This window comes from Rubritalea sp. (assembly GCF_051252225.1).
Taxonomy (GTDB): Bacteria; Verrucomicrobiota; Verrucomicrobiia; order Verrucomicrobiales; family Akkermansiaceae; genus Rubritalea.
In genome coordinates this window covers 238,043-260,663 of the sequence record NZ_JBPOGE010000004.1, presented here as the reverse complement: position 1 = coordinate 260,663, position 22,621 = coordinate 238,043, and the positions used below count along the sequence as shown (strand labels likewise).

20 protein-coding genes and 1 pseudogene are annotated in these 22,621 nt (G+C 47.5%); 10 read left to right on the top strand and 11 right to left on the bottom strand.

From position 1 onward, the window contains the following. The 3 genes and pseudogenes from ACSHX2_RS06445 to ACSHX2_RS06435 all read right to left on the bottom strand — a co-directional run. A pseudogene (locus tag ACSHX2_RS06445) lies at positions 1-573 on the bottom strand (hypothetical protein); the annotation flags it as partial. A 393-nt stretch (positions 574-966) separates the two neighbouring features. Next, the gene (locus ACSHX2_RS06440) at positions 967-1,641 is read right to left on the bottom strand and encodes a L,D-transpeptidase (protein WP_435691723.1); all 675 of its coding nucleotides are present in this window, start codon (positions 1,639-1,641) and stop codon (positions 967-969) included. 71 nt (positions 1,642-1,712) lie between these two features. Next, positions 1,713-2,156 (bottom strand): hypothetical protein, encoded by a 444-nt coding sequence (locus tag ACSHX2_RS06435; RefSeq protein WP_435691721.1) that lies wholly within the window; start codon positions 2,154-2,156, stop codon positions 1,713-1,715. A 275-nt stretch (positions 2,157-2,431) separates the two neighbouring features. Between ACSHX2_RS06435 and ACSHX2_RS06430 the strand changes: the two genes are divergently transcribed. Next, a complete protein-coding gene (locus ACSHX2_RS06430) occupies positions 2,432-3,013 on the top strand; it encodes a hypothetical protein (RefSeq protein ID WP_435691719.1) in 582 nt (193 codons plus the stop codon). A 5-nt stretch (positions 3,014-3,018) separates the two neighbouring features. Here the strand turns inward: ACSHX2_RS06430 and ACSHX2_RS06425 are convergent, their stop codons facing one another. Then, positions 3,019-3,513, bottom strand: a complete 495-nt coding sequence (locus ACSHX2_RS06425; RefSeq protein WP_435691717.1) for a GNAT family N-acetyltransferase — start codon at positions 3,511-3,513, stop codon at positions 3,019-3,021. A 193-nt stretch (positions 3,514-3,706) separates the two neighbouring features. Between ACSHX2_RS06425 and rpmH the strand changes: the two genes are divergently transcribed. From rpmH to ACSHX2_RS06400, 5 genes are all read left to right on the top strand, one after another. Then, entirely contained in the window at positions 3,707-3,889 is a 183-nt protein-coding gene (gene rpmH, locus ACSHX2_RS06420) for a 50S ribosomal protein L34 (protein WP_377093189.1), read from the top strand. Positions 3,890-3,961: 72 nt separating this feature from the next. Further along, complete coding sequence (rnpA, locus tag ACSHX2_RS06415) at positions 3,962-4,315, top strand: ribonuclease P protein component (RefSeq protein WP_435691715.1); 354 nt, start codon at positions 3,962-3,964, stop codon at positions 4,313-4,315. Between the two features lie 2 nt (positions 4,316-4,317). Then, positions 4,318-4,563 carry a membrane protein insertion efficiency factor YidD gene (gene yidD / locus ACSHX2_RS06410; protein WP_435691714.1) on the top strand — a complete coding sequence of 82 codons (246 nt, stop codon included), beginning with the start codon at positions 4,318-4,320 and terminating at the stop codon, positions 4,561-4,563. 24 nt (positions 4,564-4,587) lie between these two features. Beyond that, positions 4,588-6,474, top strand: a complete 1,887-nt coding sequence (gene yidC, locus ACSHX2_RS06405; protein ID WP_435691712.1) for a membrane protein insertase YidC — start codon at positions 4,588-4,590, stop codon at positions 6,472-6,474. Between the two features lie 185 nt (positions 6,475-6,659). Further along, a complete protein-coding gene (locus ACSHX2_RS06400) occupies positions 6,660-7,730 on the top strand; it encodes a hypothetical protein (RefSeq protein WP_435691710.1) in 1,071 nt (356 codons plus the stop codon). Between the two features lie 171 nt (positions 7,731-7,901). On the opposite strand, the gene ACSHX2_RS06395 is transcribed toward ACSHX2_RS06400, so the two are convergent. After that, complete coding sequence (locus ACSHX2_RS06395) at positions 7,902-11,663, bottom strand: phosphoribosylformylglycinamidine synthase (RefSeq protein WP_435691708.1); 3,762 nt, start codon at positions 11,661-11,663, stop codon at positions 7,902-7,904. 200 nt (positions 11,664-11,863) lie between these two features. Between ACSHX2_RS06395 and ACSHX2_RS06390 the strand changes: the two genes are divergently transcribed. Further along, the gene (locus ACSHX2_RS06390; RefSeq protein ID WP_435691706.1) at positions 11,864-12,301 is read left to right on the top strand and encodes a hypothetical protein; all 438 of its coding nucleotides are present in this window, start codon (positions 11,864-11,866) and stop codon (positions 12,299-12,301) included. A gap of 208 nt (positions 12,302-12,509) precedes the next feature. Here ACSHX2_RS06390 and ACSHX2_RS06385 read toward each other — a convergent pair whose 3' ends face one another. From ACSHX2_RS06385 to ACSHX2_RS06375, 3 genes are all read right to left on the bottom strand, one after another. Further along, positions 12,510-13,154: a hypothetical protein gene (locus ACSHX2_RS06385; RefSeq protein WP_435691704.1), complete on the bottom strand. Its 645-nt coding sequence runs from the start codon at positions 13,152-13,154 to the stop codon at positions 12,510-12,512. Positions 13,155-13,242: 88 nt separating this feature from the next. Continuing rightward, positions 13,243-13,953, bottom strand: a complete 711-nt coding sequence (locus ACSHX2_RS06380; RefSeq protein ID WP_435691702.1) for a Bax inhibitor-1/YccA family protein — start codon at positions 13,951-13,953, stop codon at positions 13,243-13,245. Positions 13,954-14,061: 108 nt separating this feature from the next. Then, a complete protein-coding gene (locus tag ACSHX2_RS06375) occupies positions 14,062-15,042 on the bottom strand; it encodes an N-acetylmuramoyl-L-alanine amidase family protein (RefSeq protein ID WP_435691700.1) in 981 nt (326 codons plus the stop codon). A gap of 197 nt (positions 15,043-15,239) precedes the next feature. Between ACSHX2_RS06375 and ACSHX2_RS06370 the strand changes: the two genes are divergently transcribed. Genes ACSHX2_RS06370 through ACSHX2_RS06360 form a run of 3 tightly spaced genes read left to right on the top strand, consistent with a single transcriptional unit; the run spans position 15,240 to position 18,886 of the window. Next, the gene (locus ACSHX2_RS06370; RefSeq protein ID WP_435691727.1) at positions 15,240-15,899 is read left to right on the top strand and encodes a sigma-70 family RNA polymerase sigma factor; all 660 of its coding nucleotides are present in this window, start codon (positions 15,240-15,242) and stop codon (positions 15,897-15,899) included. After that, positions 15,889-18,474 carry an SUMF1/EgtB/PvdO family nonheme iron enzyme gene (locus tag ACSHX2_RS06365; RefSeq protein ID WP_435691698.1) on the top strand — a complete coding sequence of 862 codons (2,586 nt, stop codon included), beginning with the start codon at positions 15,889-15,891 and terminating at the stop codon, positions 18,472-18,474. Before ACSHX2_RS06370 ends, ACSHX2_RS06365 begins: the two co-directional genes overlap by 11 nt. Before the next feature lie 4 nt (positions 18,475-18,478). Next, a complete protein-coding gene (locus ACSHX2_RS06360; protein WP_435691696.1) occupies positions 18,479-18,886 on the top strand; it encodes an OsmC family protein in 408 nt (135 codons plus the stop codon). A 3-nt stretch (positions 18,887-18,889) separates the two neighbouring features. On the opposite strand, the gene ACSHX2_RS06355 is transcribed toward ACSHX2_RS06360, so the two are convergent. The 3 genes from ACSHX2_RS06355 to ACSHX2_RS06345 all read right to left on the bottom strand — a co-directional run bounded on the left by ACSHX2_RS06355 (position 18,890) and on the right by ACSHX2_RS06345 (position 22,514). Then, complete coding sequence (locus tag ACSHX2_RS06355; RefSeq protein WP_435691694.1) at positions 18,890-21,046, bottom strand: protein-disulfide reductase DsbD family protein; 2,157 nt, start codon at positions 21,044-21,046, stop codon at positions 18,890-18,892. A gap of 152 nt (positions 21,047-21,198) precedes the next feature. Next, positions 21,199-21,435 (bottom strand): glycine zipper domain-containing protein, encoded by a 237-nt coding sequence (locus ACSHX2_RS06350; RefSeq protein WP_435691693.1) that lies wholly within the window; start codon positions 21,433-21,435, stop codon positions 21,199-21,201. 44 nt (positions 21,436-21,479) lie between these two features. Beyond that, positions 21,480-22,514: a quinone-dependent dihydroorotate dehydrogenase gene (locus ACSHX2_RS06345; protein WP_435691691.1), complete on the bottom strand. Its 1,035-nt coding sequence runs from the start codon at positions 22,512-22,514 to the stop codon at positions 21,480-21,482. Between the last annotated feature and the right edge of the window lie 107 nt (positions 22,515-22,621).

Here is a 22,621-nt window from a genome sequence, read left to right as displayed (position 1 = left end):
GTTGTCGCGATTGTTGTTGTTGTCGCGATTGTTGTTGTTGTCGCGATTGTTGTTGTTGTCGCGATTGTTGTTGTTGTCGCGATTGTTGTTGTTGTTGTTGTCGCGGTGTTGGACACGGCCACCACCCTCGACTCTGCCATTGCGCTGTCTGCGCTTATTATTGTGCTGCCTTCTATCTTGGTTCTCACCATCTCTAGAATTGTCACCTCTAGCGGGGCGTTCTGATTTTGCTGCCATTACAGGAGCAGGAGCAGGAGCAGGAGCAGGAGCAGGAGCAGGAGCAGGAGCAGGAGCAGGAGCAGGAGCAGGAGCAGGTTGCGCAACGGGCGTAGCTGCTACAGCCGAAGTTGAGTTACTCGGTGTAACTTCTTTTGCGGCTTTTTTAGCTGTTTTCTTTGCAGCCTTTTTAGCCGGCGCTTTTTTAGCCGTTTTTTTGGTCGCAGCCTTTTTAGCCTTTTTAGCCGTTTTCTTGGCGGCTTTTTTAGCTGTTTTTTTAGTCGCTTTCTTAGCTGCCTTTTTAACGGTAGCTTTGATATCTGCGCTTTCTTCTTTTTGAGAAGCTTCTTCGCTCATATTGGAATCAGTAGGTAAAGTAGTGTGTGCTATCGCATTGGATAGGCATTGTTAGTAAACAATGTTGGTTGGAGTCCGTTCTGTGAAATAGACTCCATGTATTTAAAACAATAGAAAATACTGTGTGTTAGTGTGTGTGTGTCACATAGTCATGCCTTTGCACAAAAATTTGGATATTCAATGTGGGGTTCCCCATACAAACATGGAGTGAGTTACAAATAACTCGATAAGTGAAAATCCCGAAGAACAACTTCGATGTCGTGACGACAGGGGGATCTTGTACCTATACGTGGAACTTGGCAAATACTTTTTTTAGGGGGGCGTGTTGTCCGTATGGCTATACATAAAAAATGCTCGCAGTCTTCACTGCGAGCATTTTTGAGAAAGAAAAGCTTACTGGTATTTGGGGGGGTTATGACGTTTGTAGACAGCGTTGGTAACCATGTAGCTGGCTGGGAAGTCAGGGAGTGGTGTGGCGTCTGGAGGGCGAGGCACGTTACGTCCAATTGTTTTATCTTCAGGCTGGCTGTATGCGATATTGAGCGGTGTGCCTTCTTTGATGAGGGCGAAGAATTTTGGTGCGACGTTATGGTGCATGCGGATACATCCGTGAGTGCATGGGCTATCTTTCATCCAACCTGTGTGGAATCCGTAACCGGACTTAAATTCTGACCAGTAAGGCATAGGGGTGCCGACGAATTTTGCTCCTACTGGTTTGTTGCGGAGGTAGCCTTGGCCGTAGCGCCCACCACCTAAGTCATAGAAACCATGGGTTACTGCGCGACGATTTTCTTGTTTGCTGTAGATGCTGAAATTTCCTTTTGGTGTTGGAGTTGAGTTTGTTCCAACGGAGACAGGCATCACGAGGAGGGTTTTATTGCCTTCCATCACGTAGCACATCTGTGCGCTTGTGGAGACCTTTACGCGTACGTTGCTTGGGTTGCTAGGTTTACTGGCTGGTAAGTCATATGCATCATAGGCGCCGAGGCTGCCGGTGCCATTTGTTGCGCATGAGGAAAATGCGAAAGCGCTGGCAACTGCTAACAGAGAAGTGAGTAACAATTTCATGTGAATGCACTTTAAGAGTTTCATGCCTGAGAGTGCAAGTAGCAAACGTGTGGAAATTTCATTACATGGGTCTAACGAGCGTCTTCCCAGCCGTAGACTTTTTTGTTGCGGAATTCTACAATAGCTTCGAGCTCTTGAGTGTAATCGGGGAAGGCGCTGAATCCGGCGCCGTAGCCGTAATAGCCGCGTGGCCCATAGCTGCCATATCCTGGGTAGTAGCCACCAACATAGTCTGGTGTGAGGCGAGTGTAGTACCAGCGTTCGTAATTACTGCCACCTATTTCACCATTGGCTGAGCGTGTAGGGCTGCCGAATGCCAGATAGACGGCTTCCTTGCTCATGCCTTGAGAGATTTGTTTAGAGTCTACCCGTTGCTTGTCTTGTTCACTAAGGCGTGTGTACATTTCAGGATTTTTATCGATACGGTGTTGAGTGGCGTTGGTGGCGCAACTTGCTAGGAAAAGAGAGGAGATTCCTAATAGCAGAAATGTGACGAAGCGTTGTTTTTGATGCATGAGTAGATTGTAGCAAGTAGTGAGATCTGTGGCAAACAGAGTCTAGTTGAGGTGCGTGCTAGTTTAAGAAAGCGTGCTGAACTGGATGGGGCTGAGGTATTCTGTAAATAACGTCTAGCGAGGTTCTAAGGCGTGTGGAGTTGATTTGTGCTCATCGTAATTTTCTGATGCGGAAGTCTCACTGACACGGTTGGCAAGGGTGGTAAGCGCATTCGTGTTATTATATTAAGATTGAGTACTTGATTTAGAAAGTCATCTTAGATACATGCTGATGCATGCGCTGTTGGTTATTAGTTTCTTATGCTGTTGTGTTGCCTGTATTGTATTGCTCATGTGCGAGTGAGCGAAAAGTGACTGTTTCAAAAGCTGAGTCTAATGAACTGGATAAGTATATGTCAGATGTGAACTACCAAGTGAAAGAGGACGGCTCTGTGCAGGTGAATAGTGACAAGCGCAGTAGCTTAGAAAGCAAAGCTAATTATAGTGATATTCGACAGCAGAGTGGCTCGAGTTTCGATACAAATGCCTACAGTAAGAAAGGCTGGAGTCAAAATAAGGCATACAGCGCCGGCGCTTACCAAGGGACGAGTGACGGTAATAAGTTTCGTAAGGCCCCTCATTTCGCTGATCAGCAAGCGAATGGTCAGGGACAAGCAGCAAATGCTTCAGGTCAAGGCTATGAAAGCGGGCAGTTTTATGGGGGATCACAAACCGTGAATCGCGGCACGGATCAATCTAGGACCGCTAACACTGCAACACAGGTGGAGCAGGATTCTTTTGTGGCCCCGCCAATTAAGGGCAAGGGAGAGGCTCAGCAGCTTAGCGTCGATGAGACTAACTGGATGTTGGGCCGTTAAAGGGCTTAACGTAGGTTCAAGCGCATAGGTACCATACCCGAATGTTTGAAGCCTTTGTTTTGGAAGAATTTTTGGGAGGCTTCACTGAATTTATCAGCGAGAAGGGTGATGCGGAGGAAGTTTTTTGCTTTGGCAAATTTTATAACGTGTTCAAAAAGAATGGCTCCGTATCCATGGTCGCGATGGGTCGGGTGGATGATGAAGTCTTCCAGGAGTAGGACCATCCCACCTTCTGCTGAGGAAATGGTAAAGAGTAGGTTTACGACACCTATGATCTGATGGTCATTTCGTAGAACAAAAATACGTCCGCGATTGGGTTGTTCGAGGATGAGTTGGAGTCCTCGTTCCTGAGTGGCACGGTCGGGAGTGAAGTCGCTTTGTTCATCGAGTAGCTCCATTACGAGTTCTGTGATTTGATCAAGATCCTCAATGGTTGCAGTTTCTACCTTTGGAATATCGTCTGCAAGTAGGTGTTGTTTTGTTTCAGTTGACTCACTCATCTTATTGATGCGCGAGGTTAGCAGTATGTGGACGTGATCGCTATGAAAAACCAAGAACTCAGAAAAAAAATGTGAATGAATATGAATGACGTATTGACAAGCGTCCCGAAATACTTAGTTTGCCCGCCCATCCAACCGCCTCAACTGAGGAGGTCGAGGGATCATTTTCTAACTTCCAAGTAGGAATACCATCATGAGTAAAAGAACTTATCAACCATCTAAGCGCGTACGTAAGCGTCAGCACGGTTTCCGCGCACGCATGGCTACGAAAGCAGGCCGCGACTGTATCCGTCGTCGTCGTCAAAAAGGCCGTAAGCGTCTCCTTCCTAAAGGTGCTGAGCTTCACTTCAAGCGTCACACCAAACAACACACCTAGTCTGTTATAACATCGAGAGTAGATAATTTATCATCTGCTCTTGATCGCTATAATTTCAGGTGAAAGCGCCCCATGCGCCTCCCAAGAAAGTTCTCAATGAATCACCGAGCAGAGTTTGCTCGTGTGAGGGAACTGGGGGAGTCGCGTCCGGGGCGCTATCTTGTTGTTAGCACCCTGCCTGCAGCGGAGCTAGAGCACTTCAAGCTTGGATTGATCACCACTAAAAAAGTGGGGAAAGCACATCAACGCAATTATTTGCGACGTGTTTTCCGATCAATTATTCAGAAGCATGGTGAATCATTGAGGGAGGATTGTTACATTGTAACGATAGCTCGATGGCGTGCTACTGAGGCTAGCTATGAAGAACTTGAGAGAGAGTGGCTCAAACTTACGCGTAAGTTAGGGTTATTTACATCAGTAGAGTAGAGATGCGACCAATTGTCACATTGATCCAACTCGCAATCAGAGGGTATCAGAAATTTCTGAATCCTATTTTAAGGGCTGTGAGCGGCCCATATGGAGGGTGTCGTTTTTCACCTTCTTGCTCGCATTATTTTTATGAGGCGGTAGATACCCATGGAGCACTGCGAGGCAGCTGGCTGGGCATTCACCGCCTTTGTCGTTGTCACCCGTGGGGCGGGTGCGGGCATGACCCAGTCCCACCTAAAAAATAAATTTCTTAGATATACATAAACACTATGATGGATCGTAAAGCATGGATCATTCTTGTCCTTTGTGGCTTAGGCCTCGTGGCTAATTTTTATTACACGAGTCAGAATGAAGACCAATTAAAAGTGGCTCAACAAGAGCTTGTGAAGCAGGAGCTGGTAGAGCAATTAGATCAGGACTCGGCGCCTGAGTTGATTACTGACAAGCCGACGCTGCCAGCTAAGGCAAAGGAAGAGACACACACGCTCACTGGTAAGGACGGTGAGGTAGTAGATGTAGTTTACACCTTTACGAGTATTGGTGGTGGGGTGAAGACTGCCGAGTTTCCTCAACAGAAGGCTATCTATGGAGACGGTCATATCAAAATCAATCAGCTTTCACACTATCCAGTAGGAGCTCTCGCAGATGACTACAATGAGATCGATGGTAGTAGTTACGCGATTACAGAGAAGTCAAATAGCTCGGTGACCTTTGAGGGTGAGATCGGCAATGGTATTAAGGTGAAGAAGCTATGGACTCTTGTTCCTGGTGAAGAAGCCAAAGGTTACCGCCTGATGCTCGACCTTAGTTTTAAGAACGCAACAGGTGAGCCTATTAACCTCTCTGATTACGGTGTCTACACCGGTACTGTCGCGCCGTTGCACGGTAAGGAGATGCAAGATAAAGCTGGCTGGTTTTACTACGAAGACGGGAGCTTTGAGTTTAATCAACATAAGCCGTTTGCTGGTGGTTGGTTTAGCTCAGCGAAGCCAGTAGAGATTATCAAACCATCATCACTCGAGTACGCTGGTGTGAATAACCAGTTCTTCACGACTTTCTTTATGCCAAAAGGTTTTCAAGTCGATAGCGTATGGGCGACAGGTAAGGAACGAGACATCCAAGAAGATGAAAAAATGCTTAAGCGTTGGGTCTTTACAATGGGGCTTAATTTTCCGGATCAACTTCTACAGGTTAATAGTGAGCAGAGCTACGCGCTCGAAGTCTACATGGGGCCTAAGAGTCGTGAGATTATAACTCAGGTCGGTACGCATACAGATGCTATCATGAACTACGGATGGTTCTCACCTTTCGCGACTTTCATGAGTTGGGCGTTGGATATCATTCACGGTTGGTTTGGTAATGCGAGCTGGGCGTGGGGAGTTTCTATCATTCTCCTTACAATGTTTATCCGAATCTTGATTTGGCCGCTGCATAATAAGTCTACGCGTACAATGAAGCGCATGGGTAAACTGCAGCCTATCATGAAAGAAATGCGTGAGAAGTATGCGGATAATCCGCAGAAACTCAATCAGGAGACAATGAAACTCTATAAGACCTATGGAGTGAACCCTATGGGTGGTTGTTTGCCGATGTTGGTCCAGATTCCTATTTTCTTTGGTGTATTTAAGATGCTTGGTTCTGCAGTTGAAATGCGTGGAGCGAGCTTCCTCTGGGTCAATGATCTTTCTCGTCCTGACACAGTTTGGGAAGTCTTCGGACTGCCTATTAACGTTTTGCCTATCATTATGGCCATCACGATGGTGTTTCAGATGCGTCTGACACCACAGTCTGGTGACAAGCTTCAGCGTCGTATATTCATGCTGATGCCGCTGATGTTCTTCTTCTTCTGTTATAACTACGCGGCTGCTCTGGCGCTTTACTGGTCTACACAGAACGTTGTATCCATCATTCAGACGCTCTTAATGAAGAATATTCCTGAGCCTGAACTTCAGGAGAAGGCTGCGAAGGCTGCTGACGGAAAACCTCACAAAAAAGGTATGTTTGAGAAGCTCGCTGAGAAGATGGAGCAAGTTCAGCAACAGCAGGAAGTTGCAGCAGGCAGGGAACCTGGTGGTCCTAAGAAACCTGAGAATCCAATGGATCAAATGAAGAGGGCTAAAAAGCCAAGCAAGCGTGGCCCGAAGACTGGAGGTTAGTCTAAGCTGATTCTTTAAATTTTAGAAACCCTGTGGTGTTATTACTACAGGGTTTTTTATGGACTATGATGAGCCTACCCCCAATTTTTAGTGGGGTATTGTGAGCGGAAAAGAGGAATTGCTTATGGACATGACCTGGAATAATCGTAATGATTTTAGAAACCTAATAGTCCCATCTTAGTCTTATGAGTATACACGCACAAATTTCAGAAGAAGCTAAAGTAGCACTAGTTGCGCAGAAGAGAGTTTCGAGTATTTCGTCCATTGTCATCGCTATTCTTTCATGCTTCTTGCTGGGGCTGATTCTATTTGTGATAGCAATGACGGTTGAAGTGAAGAATCCACCACAAATCGTTTCCTATAATCCGTCTGTTGAAGAAACTCAGACGATTGAAAAGCCTGAAGTCACCAATGAAGTAGTGAAGCCACCGTCAGCACCAAGTATGTCTATGGCTCGCGTGATTGCTTCTACTTCTTCTTCAAGTATCTCGGTTCCTAACCCAGTTTCTGATGTGTCCGTACCAAGTCTCGACTTTAGTGCTGGAGACGACTTCGGTGAGGGTTTTGATGGAAGTGGCTGGGGTGACGGGGCTGGAGCTGCTGCTGCATCTTTCTTTGGTCAGAAAGTAGAAGCTCAGCGTATTGCCTATGTGATTGACTATTCCATGTCGATGAAAGGTAGACGTGATGAGCTCATGCGTATAGAGCTCACCAAAGCCATTAAGGAGCTTCCATCTAGCATGGATTATCAAATGATCTATTTTGCTGGGCCGGCTTGGATTGCTGGTGAGGAACTCAAGGTGAATAGCCGTCAAGCGGGGGAGATTACTACAGCTAAAGGACGAAAGTATACCTACGGGGCAAGGGGATCTGGCGATTGGACATCACGTTCAGCAATCGGTAGAGCTGAATGGATTCGCGCAGACGCTAACAATATTAAGCAGTCACTTTCAGCAGTTAAAAATACTCCTCTTATTTTCGGTACAGCATGGAATATACCGCTCACTATGGCTCTTGAGATGAAGCCAGCTCCGGAGGTGATTTATTTCATGACTGATGGTGTGGGTAGTGATGCAGATAAAGTTGCTCAGACCCTCGGAGAAAGAGCTGCTAAAGAAGGTATCAAGATTAATACCATCGCAATGATGGAGCCATCTGCACAAGACGCTCTGTCAACTTTAGCTAAGTTAACTGGTGGAGGATTTACTATTGTCGACAAAGATGGTAAGAGAAAACAAGTGATTAAAGCTAAGTAGTCACTGATTGCTTACATTAAATTTTTGGCTCATGGGTTATTCCATGAGCCTTTTTTATTACTTGGTCAAAAGCTATCAGTGTTACAATGTCGAGAGACACTGATTTTTTAACGAAAGAAGCCCATGACGTAATGACATGGGCTTCTTGTGATTTGATGTGATGTCGCAGTTTTAAGCGAAGTACTGGATACCTGCCTTGAAGAGTGGCTGGTGCTTGTTACCAGGAAGGTTTTTGGCAACATCTTCACCGCGGCGCTCAGTGTGGCCCATTTTTCCGAGTACACGACCACAAGGTGAGGTGATGCCTTCTATGGCATAGAGGGAGCCGTTCGGGTTATAGCGGATGTCCATGGATGGATTTCCTGCTAAGTCGGTGTACTGCGTGGCTATCTGGCCGTTTGCAGCGAGCTGCTTGATCTCTTCTTCAGTGGCGTAGAACTTGCCTTCACCGTGTGAAAAAGGAACGTTATGCAGGTCGCCAACTTCGGTGTTAGCAAGCCATGGTGACATGTTGGACGCGATGCGTGTTGTTGCGTAACATGCGATGTGGCGGCCGATGTCGTTGAAGGTGAGAGTCGGTGCGCCAGGCTGCGGGTCACGGATTTCACCATATGGCACAAGACCGGTTTTGATCAGTGCTTGGAAGCCATTGCAAATACCGAGCACAAGGCCATCACGGTTCTTAATGAGATCCATTACCGCGTCTCGAACGATTGGGTTACGTAGAACTGTGGCAATAAATTTACCTGAACCAGCCGGCTCATCACCTGCTGAGAAGCCACCAGGAAGCATAAGAATCTGAGATTCGTTGATCTGCTTAGCGAGTGCTGCGAGAGATTCTTCAACATGTGTAGCTGAGAGGTTTCTGAAGACTTCGATGTGTGCATCGCCGCCTGCTTCATTGAACATTTTCGCTGAATCGTATTCAGAGTTTGAGCCAGGGAAGCATGGCACGACCACACGTGGTCTGGAATTGCCAGTTTTTAGCTGCCAGTCTTCAGATGATTTGACCTGCTTTGAAGGAGCATCATATGTGAATGTTGCTAATTCGTTGTGAGCGACTTCTGTGTTGGTTGGATAGGTTGACTCGAGAGTTCCTGTCCATGCTGAGAGGAGTTCTTCAAGGTCGAGTACTTCATTATTCACAGTCAGTGTTGTGGTTTCAACAGTTTGACCAATTTTTTGTGCATTGAGAGCAGCTGGGAGTTCGGAGCCAGCTTTTGCTTCCACCAAGAAGTTGAAGTAACCTTCGCCGAAGAGTGTGTCTTCCGCGAGTTCGACGATGGCGCCAATCTTGTTACCAAAGCTCATTTTAGAGAGGCCAACGGCGACACCGCCTTCTGCAAGGCTGTGCATAGCGTTGACTTTTCCTTCAGTATTAATCGTGTAGAGAAGATCAGCAATTTCCTTAAGCTTTTCAAAGTCAGGAAGAAGGTTTTCATCACGCGGTGTAGTTACGAGGTAGATGTCACTGCCAGTTTCTTTGAATTCTGGGGAAACTGCTAGAGTTGTCTTACCTGGAGCTACAGCGAAAGAGACGAGAGTCGGTGGGACATCGATTTCATTGAACGAGCCAGACATGGAGTCCTTACCGCCGATTGCACCGAGGCGAAGAGCGTTCTGTGCAGTGAATGCACCGAGAAGAGCTGCAAATGGCTTGCCCCAGCGTGCTGGATTTGTACCAAGTTTTTCAAAGTACTCTTGAAGAGTGAGGCGCACATCATTGAGGCGGCCACCAGCGGAAACGATGCGGCATACTGATTCAGTCACTGCGTAGAGAGCACCATGGTAAGGTGACCAAGTAGCGATGTTCGGATTGAACCCCCATGACATGAACGAGCATGTCGTAGTGTTACCTGAGATGAGTGGTATTTTTGCAACCATTGCATCTGGTGGGGTGAGCTGCTGTGCTCCACCGAATGGCTGGAGTACAGTGCCTGCGCCGACTGAGCTATCGAATTGTTCTCCGAGACCTTTTTGGCCGCAGGAGTTGAGATCGGATAGAGCTGTCGTGAATTTAGCTTTGAGACCAGAAGCTGCTGCTACTGAGGCTAGAGATTTACCGAGTGGTGTTTCTTCTGTAGGAGCTTTGACTTCTACGTTTGCATCGAGAGTAACACCATTGGTGTCGAGGAATGCCCGAGAGAAATCGACAATCTTCTTGCCGCGCCATGTGATAACGAGACGGCCGGAATCGGTGACGTCAGCAACTTTTACACATTCGAGGTTTTCTTTATCACATTCAGCTAGGAAGTAGTCGATGGTGGATGGGTCTACACAGATTGCCATGCGTTCTTGAGACTCGGAAATAGCGAGTTCAGTACCATCGAGTCCGTCGTATTTTTTGAGAACTTTATCGAGGTTGATCTCGAGTGACGGAGCGATCTCGCCGATTGCAACAGAAACGCCGCCAGCACCAAAGTCATTACAGATTTTGATCTTTTTCGCGAGTTCCGGATTACGGAAGAGGCGTTGGACTTTGCGCTCGGTAGGCGCATTTCCTTTCTGAACTTCTGCGGAATTATCGAGTGCTGTGTCGGTGTGCTCTTTAGAAGAACCAGTTGCTCCACCTACACCGTCACGGCCAGTGCGGCCACCGATAAGGAGAATTACATCGCCATTGGATGGGCTACCGCGGAAAACGTTTTCCTTAGGAGCTGCTGCAACTACGGCACCGATCTCCATGCGCTTAGCGACATAGTTAGGGTGGTAGACTTCAGAAACTTGACCAGTCGCGAGACCGATTTGGTTACCGTAAGAGGAATAGCCGTCAGCAGCACCTTTACAAATTTTACGCTGTGGGAGTTTACCTGGCATGGTGTCAGTAAATGGTGTGCGTGGGTCAGCAGCACCAGTGACGCGCATGGCTTGGTAAACGTAAGAACGGCCAGAGAGTGGGTCGCGAATACAACCGCCGAGACATGTCGCAGCTCCACCGAAAGGTTCGATTTCGGTAGGATGGTTGTGTGTCTCATTCTTGAACATGAGGAGCCACTCTTGCTCTTCTCCGTCGACGTCGACAGGGATGACGATGGATGCGGCATTGATTTCCTCTGAAACCTCTACGTTGTCGAGCTCGCCAGTTTTACGAAGCTCTTTCATGCCCATGAGGGCGATATCCATGAGGCATTCTGGGCGGGAATAAATTTTTTCACCGTACACGTTTTCACGTGTTTCCTGGTAGCGGATATATGCTTGTTTGATATACTCGGTGCCATCATCGAAAGATACTTCATTGAGGCGTGTCGCAAAGGTGGAATGACGGCAATGGTCTGACCAATAGGTGTCGAGCATTTTGATCTCAGTGATGCTCGGGTTACGCTTTTCATCATCGCGGAAGTAACGCTGGGTAAAGATAAAGTCCTGAGCACTCATAGCTAGGCCAAGCTCATTGCGCTTGATCGTCAGCTGTTCGTCAGTGGAATCACCGAACCACTCGAGAATTTCAACGTCGGCTGGAGTGGTGACTTCTTGAGCGAGTGATTCTGGCTGCTCCATGGAAGCTTCGCGAGAGTCAACGGCATTGATCACGTAGTCTTTTACTGCTGTGAGTTGCACGTCAGTGATCGTCCCCTTGAGGATGATGATGTGAGCGGAAACAACGATAGGTGCATCTTGTTCAGTAAGAATCTGCACACATTGTGCAGCTGAATCGGCGCGTTGATCGAACTGGCCAGGGAGATATTCTACCGCGAAAGCGACTTCATCGCTCGCTACAGAGAGCTCGGAGCTAGAGGTCTCGACTTGTGGCTCGGAAAGAATGAGCTGGCTAGCCTTTGCGAAATCTTGATCGCTGAGGCCGTCGATGTCATAGCGCTGAATGACGCGCACACCTTCGAGATTAGTAAGGCTCAGGTTCTCTCTGAGGTCGTGGAGCAACTCTTTAGCGGGCGAGTTGAACTCAGTTTGTTTTTCGACAAAAACGCGATGCATTGTGATGTGTGATTGTTGGTTCGAGAAAGTGGAAATTCGGTCACTTGGGGGTAGGCGATGGAACGACTTAGGGCAAGTGGGATTTGTGACTATTTGGAGGGTGGATTTAGCTTTTACGTTTCATATGTTCAGCCGATAGCTGAGAGAGGGGTGGATGTATATTGTTGTGAGATATGTTAGAGTAGTGTAGAAGTTCAGCTATGCGTTGTTTTTTGCTGATTTTCACAGTGCTGTTGCATGTGGTGTCCGTGGCTCAAGAAAAGGAGCCGTCGATCTATGCTCAGAATAAAGATGCCCTAGAGCGGGCTGTGAAAATGTATCTAGCGTATGAGGCTCGGTATGATGTGGAGCCGAACGTGACAGCGGACCTTAAATTACCTGACAAAGCGAGGTTTCGTTATAAAAAGGACGCGGCATATGATGATTGGATCTACCCTGTGGCTCTTGGCTTAGAAATAAAGGTTGAAGATGAGCGGCGCAGGGTGGTGATCATGGCTCCGAGGGCATGCTTCGGCTGGTACTTGATCGGGACTGATGATCTTAAAGTAAAAGCTTATCGAGCTTCACAGATACAGAAAATATTTGATGCTCTCGAGGCTCGTAGGGAAAAGCTGGCAAAAAGCCCACTAGATGAGTGAGTCTTATACCAAACTGAGTTCCAAAAGAGACAAATGTGATTTTAATGAAGCTTGGGGAATAGCGCGTTGCGGAAGAAGTGAAGTCTGGGCGCTATCCTGTTGAATCTGCGTTATTCCTCAGTTACGGTGCTCGCACCGCTCCTTCGTCACGCCTTGATTGACCAGGAAATCACTCCAGCATTAGTCTCTTTTGAATCGCATAGTGGTCTTAGGCATTGGCTTTCGCGAAAAGAATAGAGCCTGATGCCACGATGATGTTGAACATACCGAATGCCACACACATAAAGAAGTTCGCGAGGTGAATAGGATGGATAATGCCTTCGACTCTAAGAGCGACAAAAGTGTAGGCTAAGCCTAATGCGAGCATGAGTATACCTAAGAAGCGTGCAGATTTTGTGCAATAAATACGGATTGCTAAAAGAGCGACGCCATAACTTGTGATCCATATTGCTGCGGTTAGAGGAAGGTTCCTAACATCATGGAAGCTCACAGCCATGCCGATGATGAATCCAGAAATGAGAGCGGGTGCGAGACTTTGGAAAATGTGGCGCAGCTGTGCGGAGTCAAGTTTGTGCTGGTGCTCTTTTGATTGTTTTGCAGCAAGAAAAAAGCATAGTAGGATAGGTGCTATGGAGGCTGTCAGCCATGAGAATATCCAAAACCCTGTGGAGATAGGGTAGCTAGAAAGGCTGATGTCAATCCCAGCAGTGAGTGTGAGACTCATTCCTAGTGTGAGAGAAACGAGTCCAATAAGCAGCATCGTTGGTATGAGTATGGCGCGATGTTGAGGCGCGCGAAGCATGAGCTGCTGAATAATCTCAACGTGCTCTGGAAGTGTTCTTTCTGGTCGCATGGTGTTTCTATTATATAAGAAAAAAGCGTTTCGGAAGGAAGCCCGAAACGCTGATTTAGATTGAAGTCTGTAGTTGTCGTTATCTCTACTAGTCGCGTCCAGTAAGTGACAAAAGGATCTGAAGTATGTACCAGAATAGGAGTGCAACAGAGGCGAATAGGCCCAGTGATGCAGCAACGTATTGGTTCGTGCCGTAGTGGTGGATGATGTTGCTCGTGTCACGGAGGATGGCCACACTCGCGAAGATCGCCATAGCAGCGCTGAAGATGATACCTAAGTTGAATCCGAAAATCATAGACGCAAAAATAAGTCCAAGAGCGATGAAACCACCAATCATCAAGAAACTATTGAGGAAGGAGAAATCCTTTTTAGTAATGAAAGCGACTGCGGTAATACCTAGGAATAGGGCAACTGTGATAATTCCAGCTTGTCCGATGATTGCGTGGCTACCTGTAATGCCAACGGCCATGTAGAGTAGTGGGATGAATATAATCGCTTCAGCGACGACGTAGAGTCCGAGCCCTGCATATTGCATAGCAAGTGACGTGCTACTAGTTGCCCACTTATTGGCAATCCAGGAGACCCCCATGAATGCGATCAGTACGAGCCACCAGTTGCCCATCATTGGAGCCATCAAGTTGAGCATGGTTTGAGACTGGAGGAAAAAGTATTCGAGTAGTGCGAATACTGCTATTGCTCCGCCTAGGTGAGCGTAAGTTTTCCGAATGAAAGCTGAGCGTGCATCGACTGGCTGAGCAGCGACAGTATAGGGGGAAGCGTAGGAATTAGATTCTAACATGTCTTTGGTTCAAGATTTGACCAAAAGTTAGCAAGGTTTCGCTAGACTGCAAGTCCTCTAGAGTGCTTTTCATGTGGAAGTCTATACTTCTTCCTTGAATGGGGTGCGCTAGCGCGATCCAAGTGCGCGATGGTAGCGAATGATACCCTCAGCAATTCCCATCGCAACACTGTGCTGATAGCTTCCAGAGTGGATGATACGAGCCTCGGTGGGGTGGCTCATGAAGCCGCCTTCGACAAGGACAGCGGGGTGTCGAACACTCGTGAGAACACTATAGCGTGCTCGCTTGATGCCGCGGTCTGGAATGCTGGCAGAGCGCGTGCGCTCGAGAGTTCTACCGTGGATAGCTGTGGCCAGCGCGATGTTAGCAGAGTCCTGATGGTTGCCTTGTTGAGTGTTGTAGTCAGAGCTTTTGACTCCACGTCCATAATGAGCAACGCCAACTGGAGAGAGGGTAAAGGTCTCGATACCACGAGCTTGTTGGCGTCCCCCTGCATTGAAGTGGATGGAAATAAAGATAGCGTCTTGGTAACGGTTGGCAAAGTTTACTCGTTGCTGAAGTGAGAGGTAGTGATCAGTGTCGCGAGTCATGACTACATTGTAGCCTTGGCGTTGAAGTATGTCGCGCACTAGGCGGGAAACTTTCAGATTATAATATGCTTCGGTTCCGTATTGGTTGACCGCGCCAGCGTCTTTGCCTCCATGACCGGGATCGAGAATAACTGTGCGGAAGCTTCCTCCATTGCGGATATATGTAGGTCGTAGAACTGGGTCGATGAGCTTGGATAGATCGATACGAGAAATAAGTAGGCGCCCAGAATGCTCAACAACCGGATAGCTCAAAATGAACTTTACGCTGTTCATTAAACATTCCTGGCTATTTGCCGAGATTTTCATTTTTACTGAAGCATTCTCAAGAACGGCAGATTTTCCATAGCGGACCAGTTTGCTGAAATTATAGAAACTTTTGATGCTTGCGGCAGTTACGTACTGCTGTCCACGGACGTTGACGACTTCCCAAGCCATGGCTGGCTGGGTAATCAAACCAAGAAGTATGATGATGAAAAATGTGCGGAAATACTTGAACATAAATGATCAATCGTTGCGAAATAAACGGGTGGGGTGAAGTCAAGCTAGGGTGAAAAATCTCTGATTGAAAGCTCAAAGTAAGGGTAAACATGGAGTGCTAGAATTTATTTAGGCTTTATTGACAGCTGCGGCTCAATGCCTACGTTTTAAAGAACGATAGCAGACAATCTAAAATTGATATGTTATCAAACAAGCCGATGGAAGATAAGGACGAGGACAAGGAGCGTGACGACGTATTGAAACAGAGCTATGCCAAAACACGCAAGAGCTTGATCGCGCGTCTCGATAACTGGGAGGATCAGCGTACATGGGATGAGTTTTATCAGACCTATTGGAGGCTCATCTATTCCGTTGCCATTAAGAGCGGTTTGCGTTCTGAAGAGGCATTCGATTGTGTCCAAGAAACTATCCTGTCCATTGCGAAGCAATCTAAGAAAAAGCTCTACGACCCAGAGCAAGGTTCATTCAAATCATGGCTGATGAATATGACTCGCTGGCGAATCAATGATCAGTACCGTAAACGCAAGAAGGACACAGCAATGTCCAGCGGGATGGCTGATGATGATCGCAAAACTGCGATTATTGATAGAGTGGAAGACCCCAATGGAGACGTGTTAAATCGTTTGTGGGAAGTGGAGTGGAAGAAAAATATAGCAGATGCAGCGTTAGCCCGAGTTAAAGGTCAAGTGTCACCCAAGCAGTACCAGATATTCGATTACTATGTGATCAAACAGTGGGATGCTAAAAAAGTGCAAGACTATCTCGGGGTGAGTATGGCACAAGTATACTTGGCGAAGCACCGTGTGGGATCTGTGTTGAAAAAAGAGCTGGCGAAGCTCGATGACGATGAAGAGTAATGCCATATTAGAAGTTCACATTCCGGATCATGAGGTTCTGCGCAAGATAGGCGGAGGAGCTTATGGTGAGGTGTGGCTTGCTCGGGGAGTGACTGGCGCTTGGCGCGCAGTTAAAGTCGTGTGGAGAAAAGACTTTGATGACGAACGCGGATTTGAGCGTGAGTTCGAGGGGATTCTTAAGTACGAGCCAATTTCTAGGGACCATCCAGGTCTGGTAAATATCCTTCACGTTGGACGCAGTAAAGAAGGCCAGTCTCAGTTCTATTACTATGTGATGGAGCTCGGTGATGATTTCCACACTGGTCCGGAAATTAACCCGGTAGAATATGAAGCACGCACATTACGTTCTGATCTTGTGACTGCAGCAGGGAAGACGTTGGATGTGGAGTTCTGCCTCGATGTTGGCTTGAGACTATCTGAAGCTTTGGCGTATTTACATGATAGGGACTTGGCGCACAGAGACGTGAAGCCTTCTAACGTTATTTTTGTGGGAGGAAAAGCGAAGCTGGCGGACATCGGCTTGGTGGCTGTGAGAGACCAGCGAACTTTTGTGGGCACTGAAGGTTTTGTTCCTCCAGAGGGTCCAGGCTCAGCGCAGGCTGACTTGTATAGTCTGGGCAAGGTTCTGTATGAAATGGTGACGGGGAAGGATCGTCTTCAATTCCCTGAACTTCCAGATGAGTTGCCACAGGGCGCGGAGCGAAAGCTGTGGCTGGAGATGAATCAGGTGATTTGTGATATTTGTGAGCCGAAGCAAGCTAAGCGCACGATCACCACAGCCACTGAATTAGCGGAAGCCTTCCATCGGCTCCAGCAAGGAAAGCGAGTTAGGAAGAAGCGTGGTAAGCTTATTCTTAAATGTCTATCAGCTTGCTTGCTAGTGGTGCTAGTTGCTGCTGGGGCAAAATATGTGCTTACAGAACAAGCTAGAAAAGTGGTGGATCAGCCAGCGGAGGTGATCCAAGCAGTAGAGGTGGTTGATAATTCAAATAGGCCTGAGAATGAGATTTGCTCTATCAAGGTAGCAACCTACCCACCTTATGCGAAAGTTTACGAAAATGGTGTTTTATTAGAGGAAGAAACCCCCACAGACTTCCGTGATTTCGAGCCAGGCGAAGTGGTTACCTATCGCTTTGAACTTGATGGTTATAAGACCCTTGAAAAGAACTATACCGTGCCGGATTCAGAGATCTGGGTTATTGACGAGTCCTTACATATTTACCAACCACCAGTGAGGAATCTGATATGGGTCGATCCATTAGGTGAGACTTATTCACCAAGGGGTGGTTACCATGTTTCAGGTTTTGTACGGCGTCCGGCATTTGAGAAATTTCTGAAAATGACAAAAAAGAAATTTGCTCATAAATTTACACCGTTTAGTGAGAGTGGTGAGAGTGTAGAGATTGTATTAACGAATAGTTCGGTTGCGGATAATTATGCTAAATGGTTAGAGCGATTGGCGCGTAGGCACGGACTGTTAGGGGAGCACCAGATGATGACTTATATGCTGGATCCCGATCTCCTTGCTGCTGATTTTACTGAAGAAGATAAATTGGCGAACCGTTTACCTATGCGGATCATTGTGAAGGATATTCCATATTCCACTGTGGCGTTAAAAAGTGAACCAGCAGGGGCTCGTGTCTATGTGAATAAGCGCTGGGTCGGCTCGACTCCATTGGAGTTGAAACGGATAAGGCCAGGTGAGATTCGCATAGAAATGCGGGCGGAAGGTTATAAAAAATACCAAAAAACAGTTAAAGTCGGAGAGGGTGGTAAGCGCAATTTATTTGTAGAGCTTAAACCAAACGATGGCCTTATTTTTGGTATGCAGTGGGTGAATAGTATAGGTATGCCACTGGTGCCTATTCGCGAGGGTTTTATGGCGGCGGTATGGGAGACTCGCGTAGAGGATTATGAGTTATTTGTAGAAGATACAGGTCATCCTCTACCTCTAAATCCAGGCTTTATGCAAGGGGAGGATCACCCTGTGGTTGGAGTGAATCTTGAAGATGCCGAGGCCTTCTGTGTATGGCTTACTAAACGAGAGCTCGCGGAAGAGCGTATCAGTGAGGGACATCGCTACAAACTACCGTCAGATCTAGAATGGAGTGAACTCGTAGGATTTTTTGAGGATGCAAACGCCTCACCCTCGGCTCGGGATTTGGAGGCTCAGAATAATCCTGAATTGACGGATATCTATTTCTGGAATGGATCATTTCCGCCAAGTGACGTGGTGGCTAATTTAGCAGATGAAGCTGCAGCACGCGCTGTGGGAGTTTCAAAGAGTCGTACCATTGATGACTACGATGATGGATTTGAGAAAACAGCTCCTGTGGGGAGTTTTACTTCTAACCAATATGGGTTATTTGATCTATGCGGAAATGTCTATGAGTGGGTGGATACACCGTATAAAGAAGGTCAAGATTTAGCTGTTGTTAGAGGGGGGAGCTGGGCGAGCTTTTCAAAAAGCCATCTACGGGTTTGGTCTCGCTTTCTTATTTCTAAATCGCTTCGGGCTAACCAGTTCGGCTTCCGCGTTGTGTTAGTCGACGAATCTCAACAAACGGAAGAATAAATTTATGGTTGAAATCACTACCACTTATGAAGGGCAGTTACGCTGCAAGTCTACTCACGGGCCATCTGGTCAAACACTCGAGACTGACGCGCCGGTGGATAACAACGGCAAGGGAGAGTCCTTCTCTCCTACTGATCTCGTGGCTACTGCACTAGGTAACTGCATGATCACAATTATGGGAATCGTTGCTGAAAATCGCAGCATCTCACTAGAGGGACTGAACGTGACGGTCCAGAAGTTTATGTCTGAAGACTTGCCGCGGCGCATCGTGAAATTACCTGTTAAAATTGAAGTCCCCATTGCTGGAGACTCACCACTTAAAGAGGTATTCATCAATGCCGCAATGACATGTCCGGTACATCAAAGCCTCCACCCACGCATTGAAATACCAATCGAATGGGTGTGGCTTTAAACCTTACTGATCGAGGCGAGAGCTGATGAAATCCGTGAGGTAATCAGCTGTGAGCACCTCACGGGTGACGTGAGGGTTCGCATCGTTCGGAACATAGAGCACGTTGACCGGAATAGCTGAGCGATTGAGCGCGTGAATAGCCTGAGTGGCTTGAGGGTTCTTCTTGGTCATATCAGCCTTGAGGGTGACGATACCGTTTTCATGGAAAAACTTGCGAGTGGCTGCGGTGTATGCTGCGGCTTTGTTCGTCTGACAGGTGAGACACCATTTAGCCGTGAAGTCTACGAATACAGGAGTGCCTGCTGCACGAAGTTCGGCTTCTTTTTCAGGGCTCCATGTTTGCCAGTCGAGTTCAGGGACTGAAGCTTCCGCTGCTGCCACATCAGGATCGACAGCTTTTGGTGGCATTGCCATGGATATTCCCGCAATGAGGGCGAGGAGGGCAACGATCTTAGCAATTAGTTGAGTTTGTTTCTTTTTAGCTGGTGTATTCCAGCGGCCATAAATCCATGCAGAAAGTGCGATGAGTGTGGCGCCTAACATGATGGCGAGCCCCTTTTGGCCGACCTCTCCTACCTGTCCATTGTATACCCAAATGAGGTAACCCACTGTCGCAAAGAGAAGGAAAGACATGCCTTGTTTGAAGGATTCCATCCAAGCTCCTGGGCGAGGGAGTTTATTCACTAAACTTGGGAAAAAGGAGAGGGTGATATAGGGAAGAGCAAGGCCGACGCCCATCATTAATAGGGAGAGGAAAAATAGTGGTCCGTCGAAATTCCAAGCGGCACCAATTGCTGGTCCTAAAAATGGAGCAGAACATGGGGTAGCTATCACTACAGCAAGGACGCCAGAGAAGAAGGATCCAGAGACACCCTCTTTGTGGGTGAGGTTACCACCGACGCTAGTTGCCTTTGCTCCAATCTCAAACAAACCAGCCATACTGAGTGCGAGTAAGAGCATGACCACCATTAGGATAAATACCACCCAAGGTTCTTGGAGTTGCGCGCCTAGTGTTGTGGTGGCTTTCAGTGGATAGAGCGCTGCAGCGAGTGCTAAGAAGCTCAAGAGTACACCAGCTGTAAAAGCGAGACCGTGGAGTTTTATTTTCGCGGAATCTTCACCGGCTTGCTGTACGAAGCCCATGATTTTGAGTCCAATAACAGGGAACACACAAGGCATGAGGTTGAGGATGAGGCCTCCTAAAAGAAGCGATCCAAGTACTAGAGAGACGCTCATGTCGGCTTCAGGTTCATTGAGCGGTATAGGTGTATTCGTTTCTGTAGCACCACTTGTGCTAGCTGCCGAAATATTGCCGCCGAAGGGGATATCGATCCAAAAAGCATGTTGGTCAGTTCCTTCGAACTTGTTCGGTGAGTAGAGGATGCCACGGAGGTTTTCTAATTTGGGAGCTGCCTCGCCTCCTAATTTATTCCCCATGTTTCGTTGTCCTTTAAACTGCATCGTTTGGTCGTCTAGCTCACTAGTTCTTGGGCTTTGAACATCAATTTGCTTATCGTATTCGAAAAACTCAGTGGCTTCGGGTAGAGGGCCTGTAATACTAAGGACGATTCCTTGAGGGGTTTCTTCAGCAGTAAACTGTAGATTCTCTGGGAGAATTTTACTCGGGAAATGCTTGAGCTTGTATTGCTCCACTTTTGAGTACTCTGGGTTTTTTGCGGAAGTGTCGGCGATTGTGAGTGAAAAGCTAAGCTCTTTACCGTTGGGCGGGAGGCAGCTTGAGTCATCACAAACCTGCCATGAACTATCGGCAATGAGCTCGACGGAGCCTGTGCCCGCAGCTTTAGGTACGGTGACAGTGGTGAGGAGGTAATTAGTTCCTTCGTAGCCATAGACTTGTGCGCCGGCGAAGGAAAATTCGTGTGGAGTAGGGAACTGGAGATCGCTCACTGTCCAGCCTTCTGGTAGGGTCCACTCGATTTCCGGTACGATGGAGTGACCTATGCCGTCATTGATAAAGTAGGAATGCCAGCCTTTGTCGTGCGTGAGCTCTAGAGCGATGGTAAATGTCTGACCCGCTGTGACGGTGGTGTACTCGGGTACAATGGCAGCTTGTGTTTTTGGTTTTCCGAACTGGGCAAGCAGGTTCGATTGAAGTCCGAGCACAAGCGTGAGGAGCGTGATGAGTAATGGCCTAGTCATAAGAATCGTTATTTTCTCAAGCGAGATGCACGCTTGCTGGTCGTAGGAGGGGATAAGTAGGGGGTGTTATTCCCCAAGAATCTATTTTAGAGGAAAATGAAAAAGGCATCCCATATGAGATGCCTATTGATAAGGTATGAAGTGGGGCTGGATTAACGGTATTGTTTATCCTTTTCGTTGCCTACTGCATAGCCACCTGCGCCACCTACTGCTGCACCAATTGCGGCACCTTCTAGTCCACTCCCAGACTGATGACCGATAATACCACCAGCGATAGCTCCGAGAGCTGCACCTGTTCCAGCATTAGCCTGAGCATGGTTTTGTGGTTGGCAGCTTGTGAATGCTGCAGCGGAAGTAATAGCGGCGAATACTGTGATTGATTTTCTCATGATTTTTATAAATTATATTTAGCTTCTGTTATACTAACAATGAATTAACGCGCTGCAAGTTTATTGAGAATAGAGTGAATGAGTGGAGGGCCATGGTAGATGAAACCCGTGTAGAGTTGAATCAGCTTGGCTCCGGCATCCAGTTTCTCTACGGCATCGTCAGCAGTCATGATCCCGCCAACGCCGATGATAGGAATTTGTTCTCCGAGGTGCGAGTAAAACGCTTTGATCACTTCAGTGGATTTTTCGGTGACAGGTTTACCAGAGAGACCTCCAGCCTGTTGGGCGTATGGCTTACCTAGGACTTGTTCACGGCTGATTGTTGTATTGGTGGCGATGAGGCCGTCGAGGCCACCTTCGAGAAATACTTTAGAAAGTTCGGAGATCTGTTCCTCACCCATGTCAGGGGCTACTTTGAGGGCTATGGGCATGTGAATACCTGTTCTCTCAGTGAGGATAACTTGTTCTAACTTTAGAGCTTCGAGGAGGCGAGCTGTGTCGTCCGCTGCTTGAAGGTCACGCAATCCAGGTGTGTTTGGTGAAGAAATGTTGACGGTGACATAATCTGCCACGCCCCAGCAACCGCGCAGAGCAGCCAGGTAGTCGTCGACTGCGTTTGCGTTAGGGGTGATTTTATTTTTGCCAATATTGAAACCGACAATGCCGCGGAAAGTTTTGGCAGCGCGTACGTTGGCAACTCCTTGGTCGATACCTACATTATTGAAGCCCATGCGGTTGATGATAGCCTCTTCTTCAATAATACGGAAAAGGCGCGGGAGCGGATTTCCTGGCTGAGGTTTCGGTGTAATGGTTCCAATCTCTACAGAACCAAACCCTAGTCTACCGAGAGCATCGATTGTCGTGCCTTCCTTATCCAGGCCCGCAGCGAGTCCTACTGGGTTCGGGAAAGTGAGGCCCATGCACTCGACTGGTTGAGGTTTTGGTAATTTACCAGCGACATACTTAAGGATCCCTGCCGATTCAGTTCTACGGAGGAGCTCAAGTGAGAGGTGGTGCGCGTCTTCCGCATCAAGTTTGAAGAGAAGGTTGCGCGCTAAGTTGTACTGGCCGCTAGTCATGTACGCCTCTTATCTAGCGTCTCGCTCTTGGTCAATAGCCATTGCCCATGATAGTTGGACACATTTAGTGGAATAGGTATTTATTGGCGAAAGTAGCCTAGAAAGTG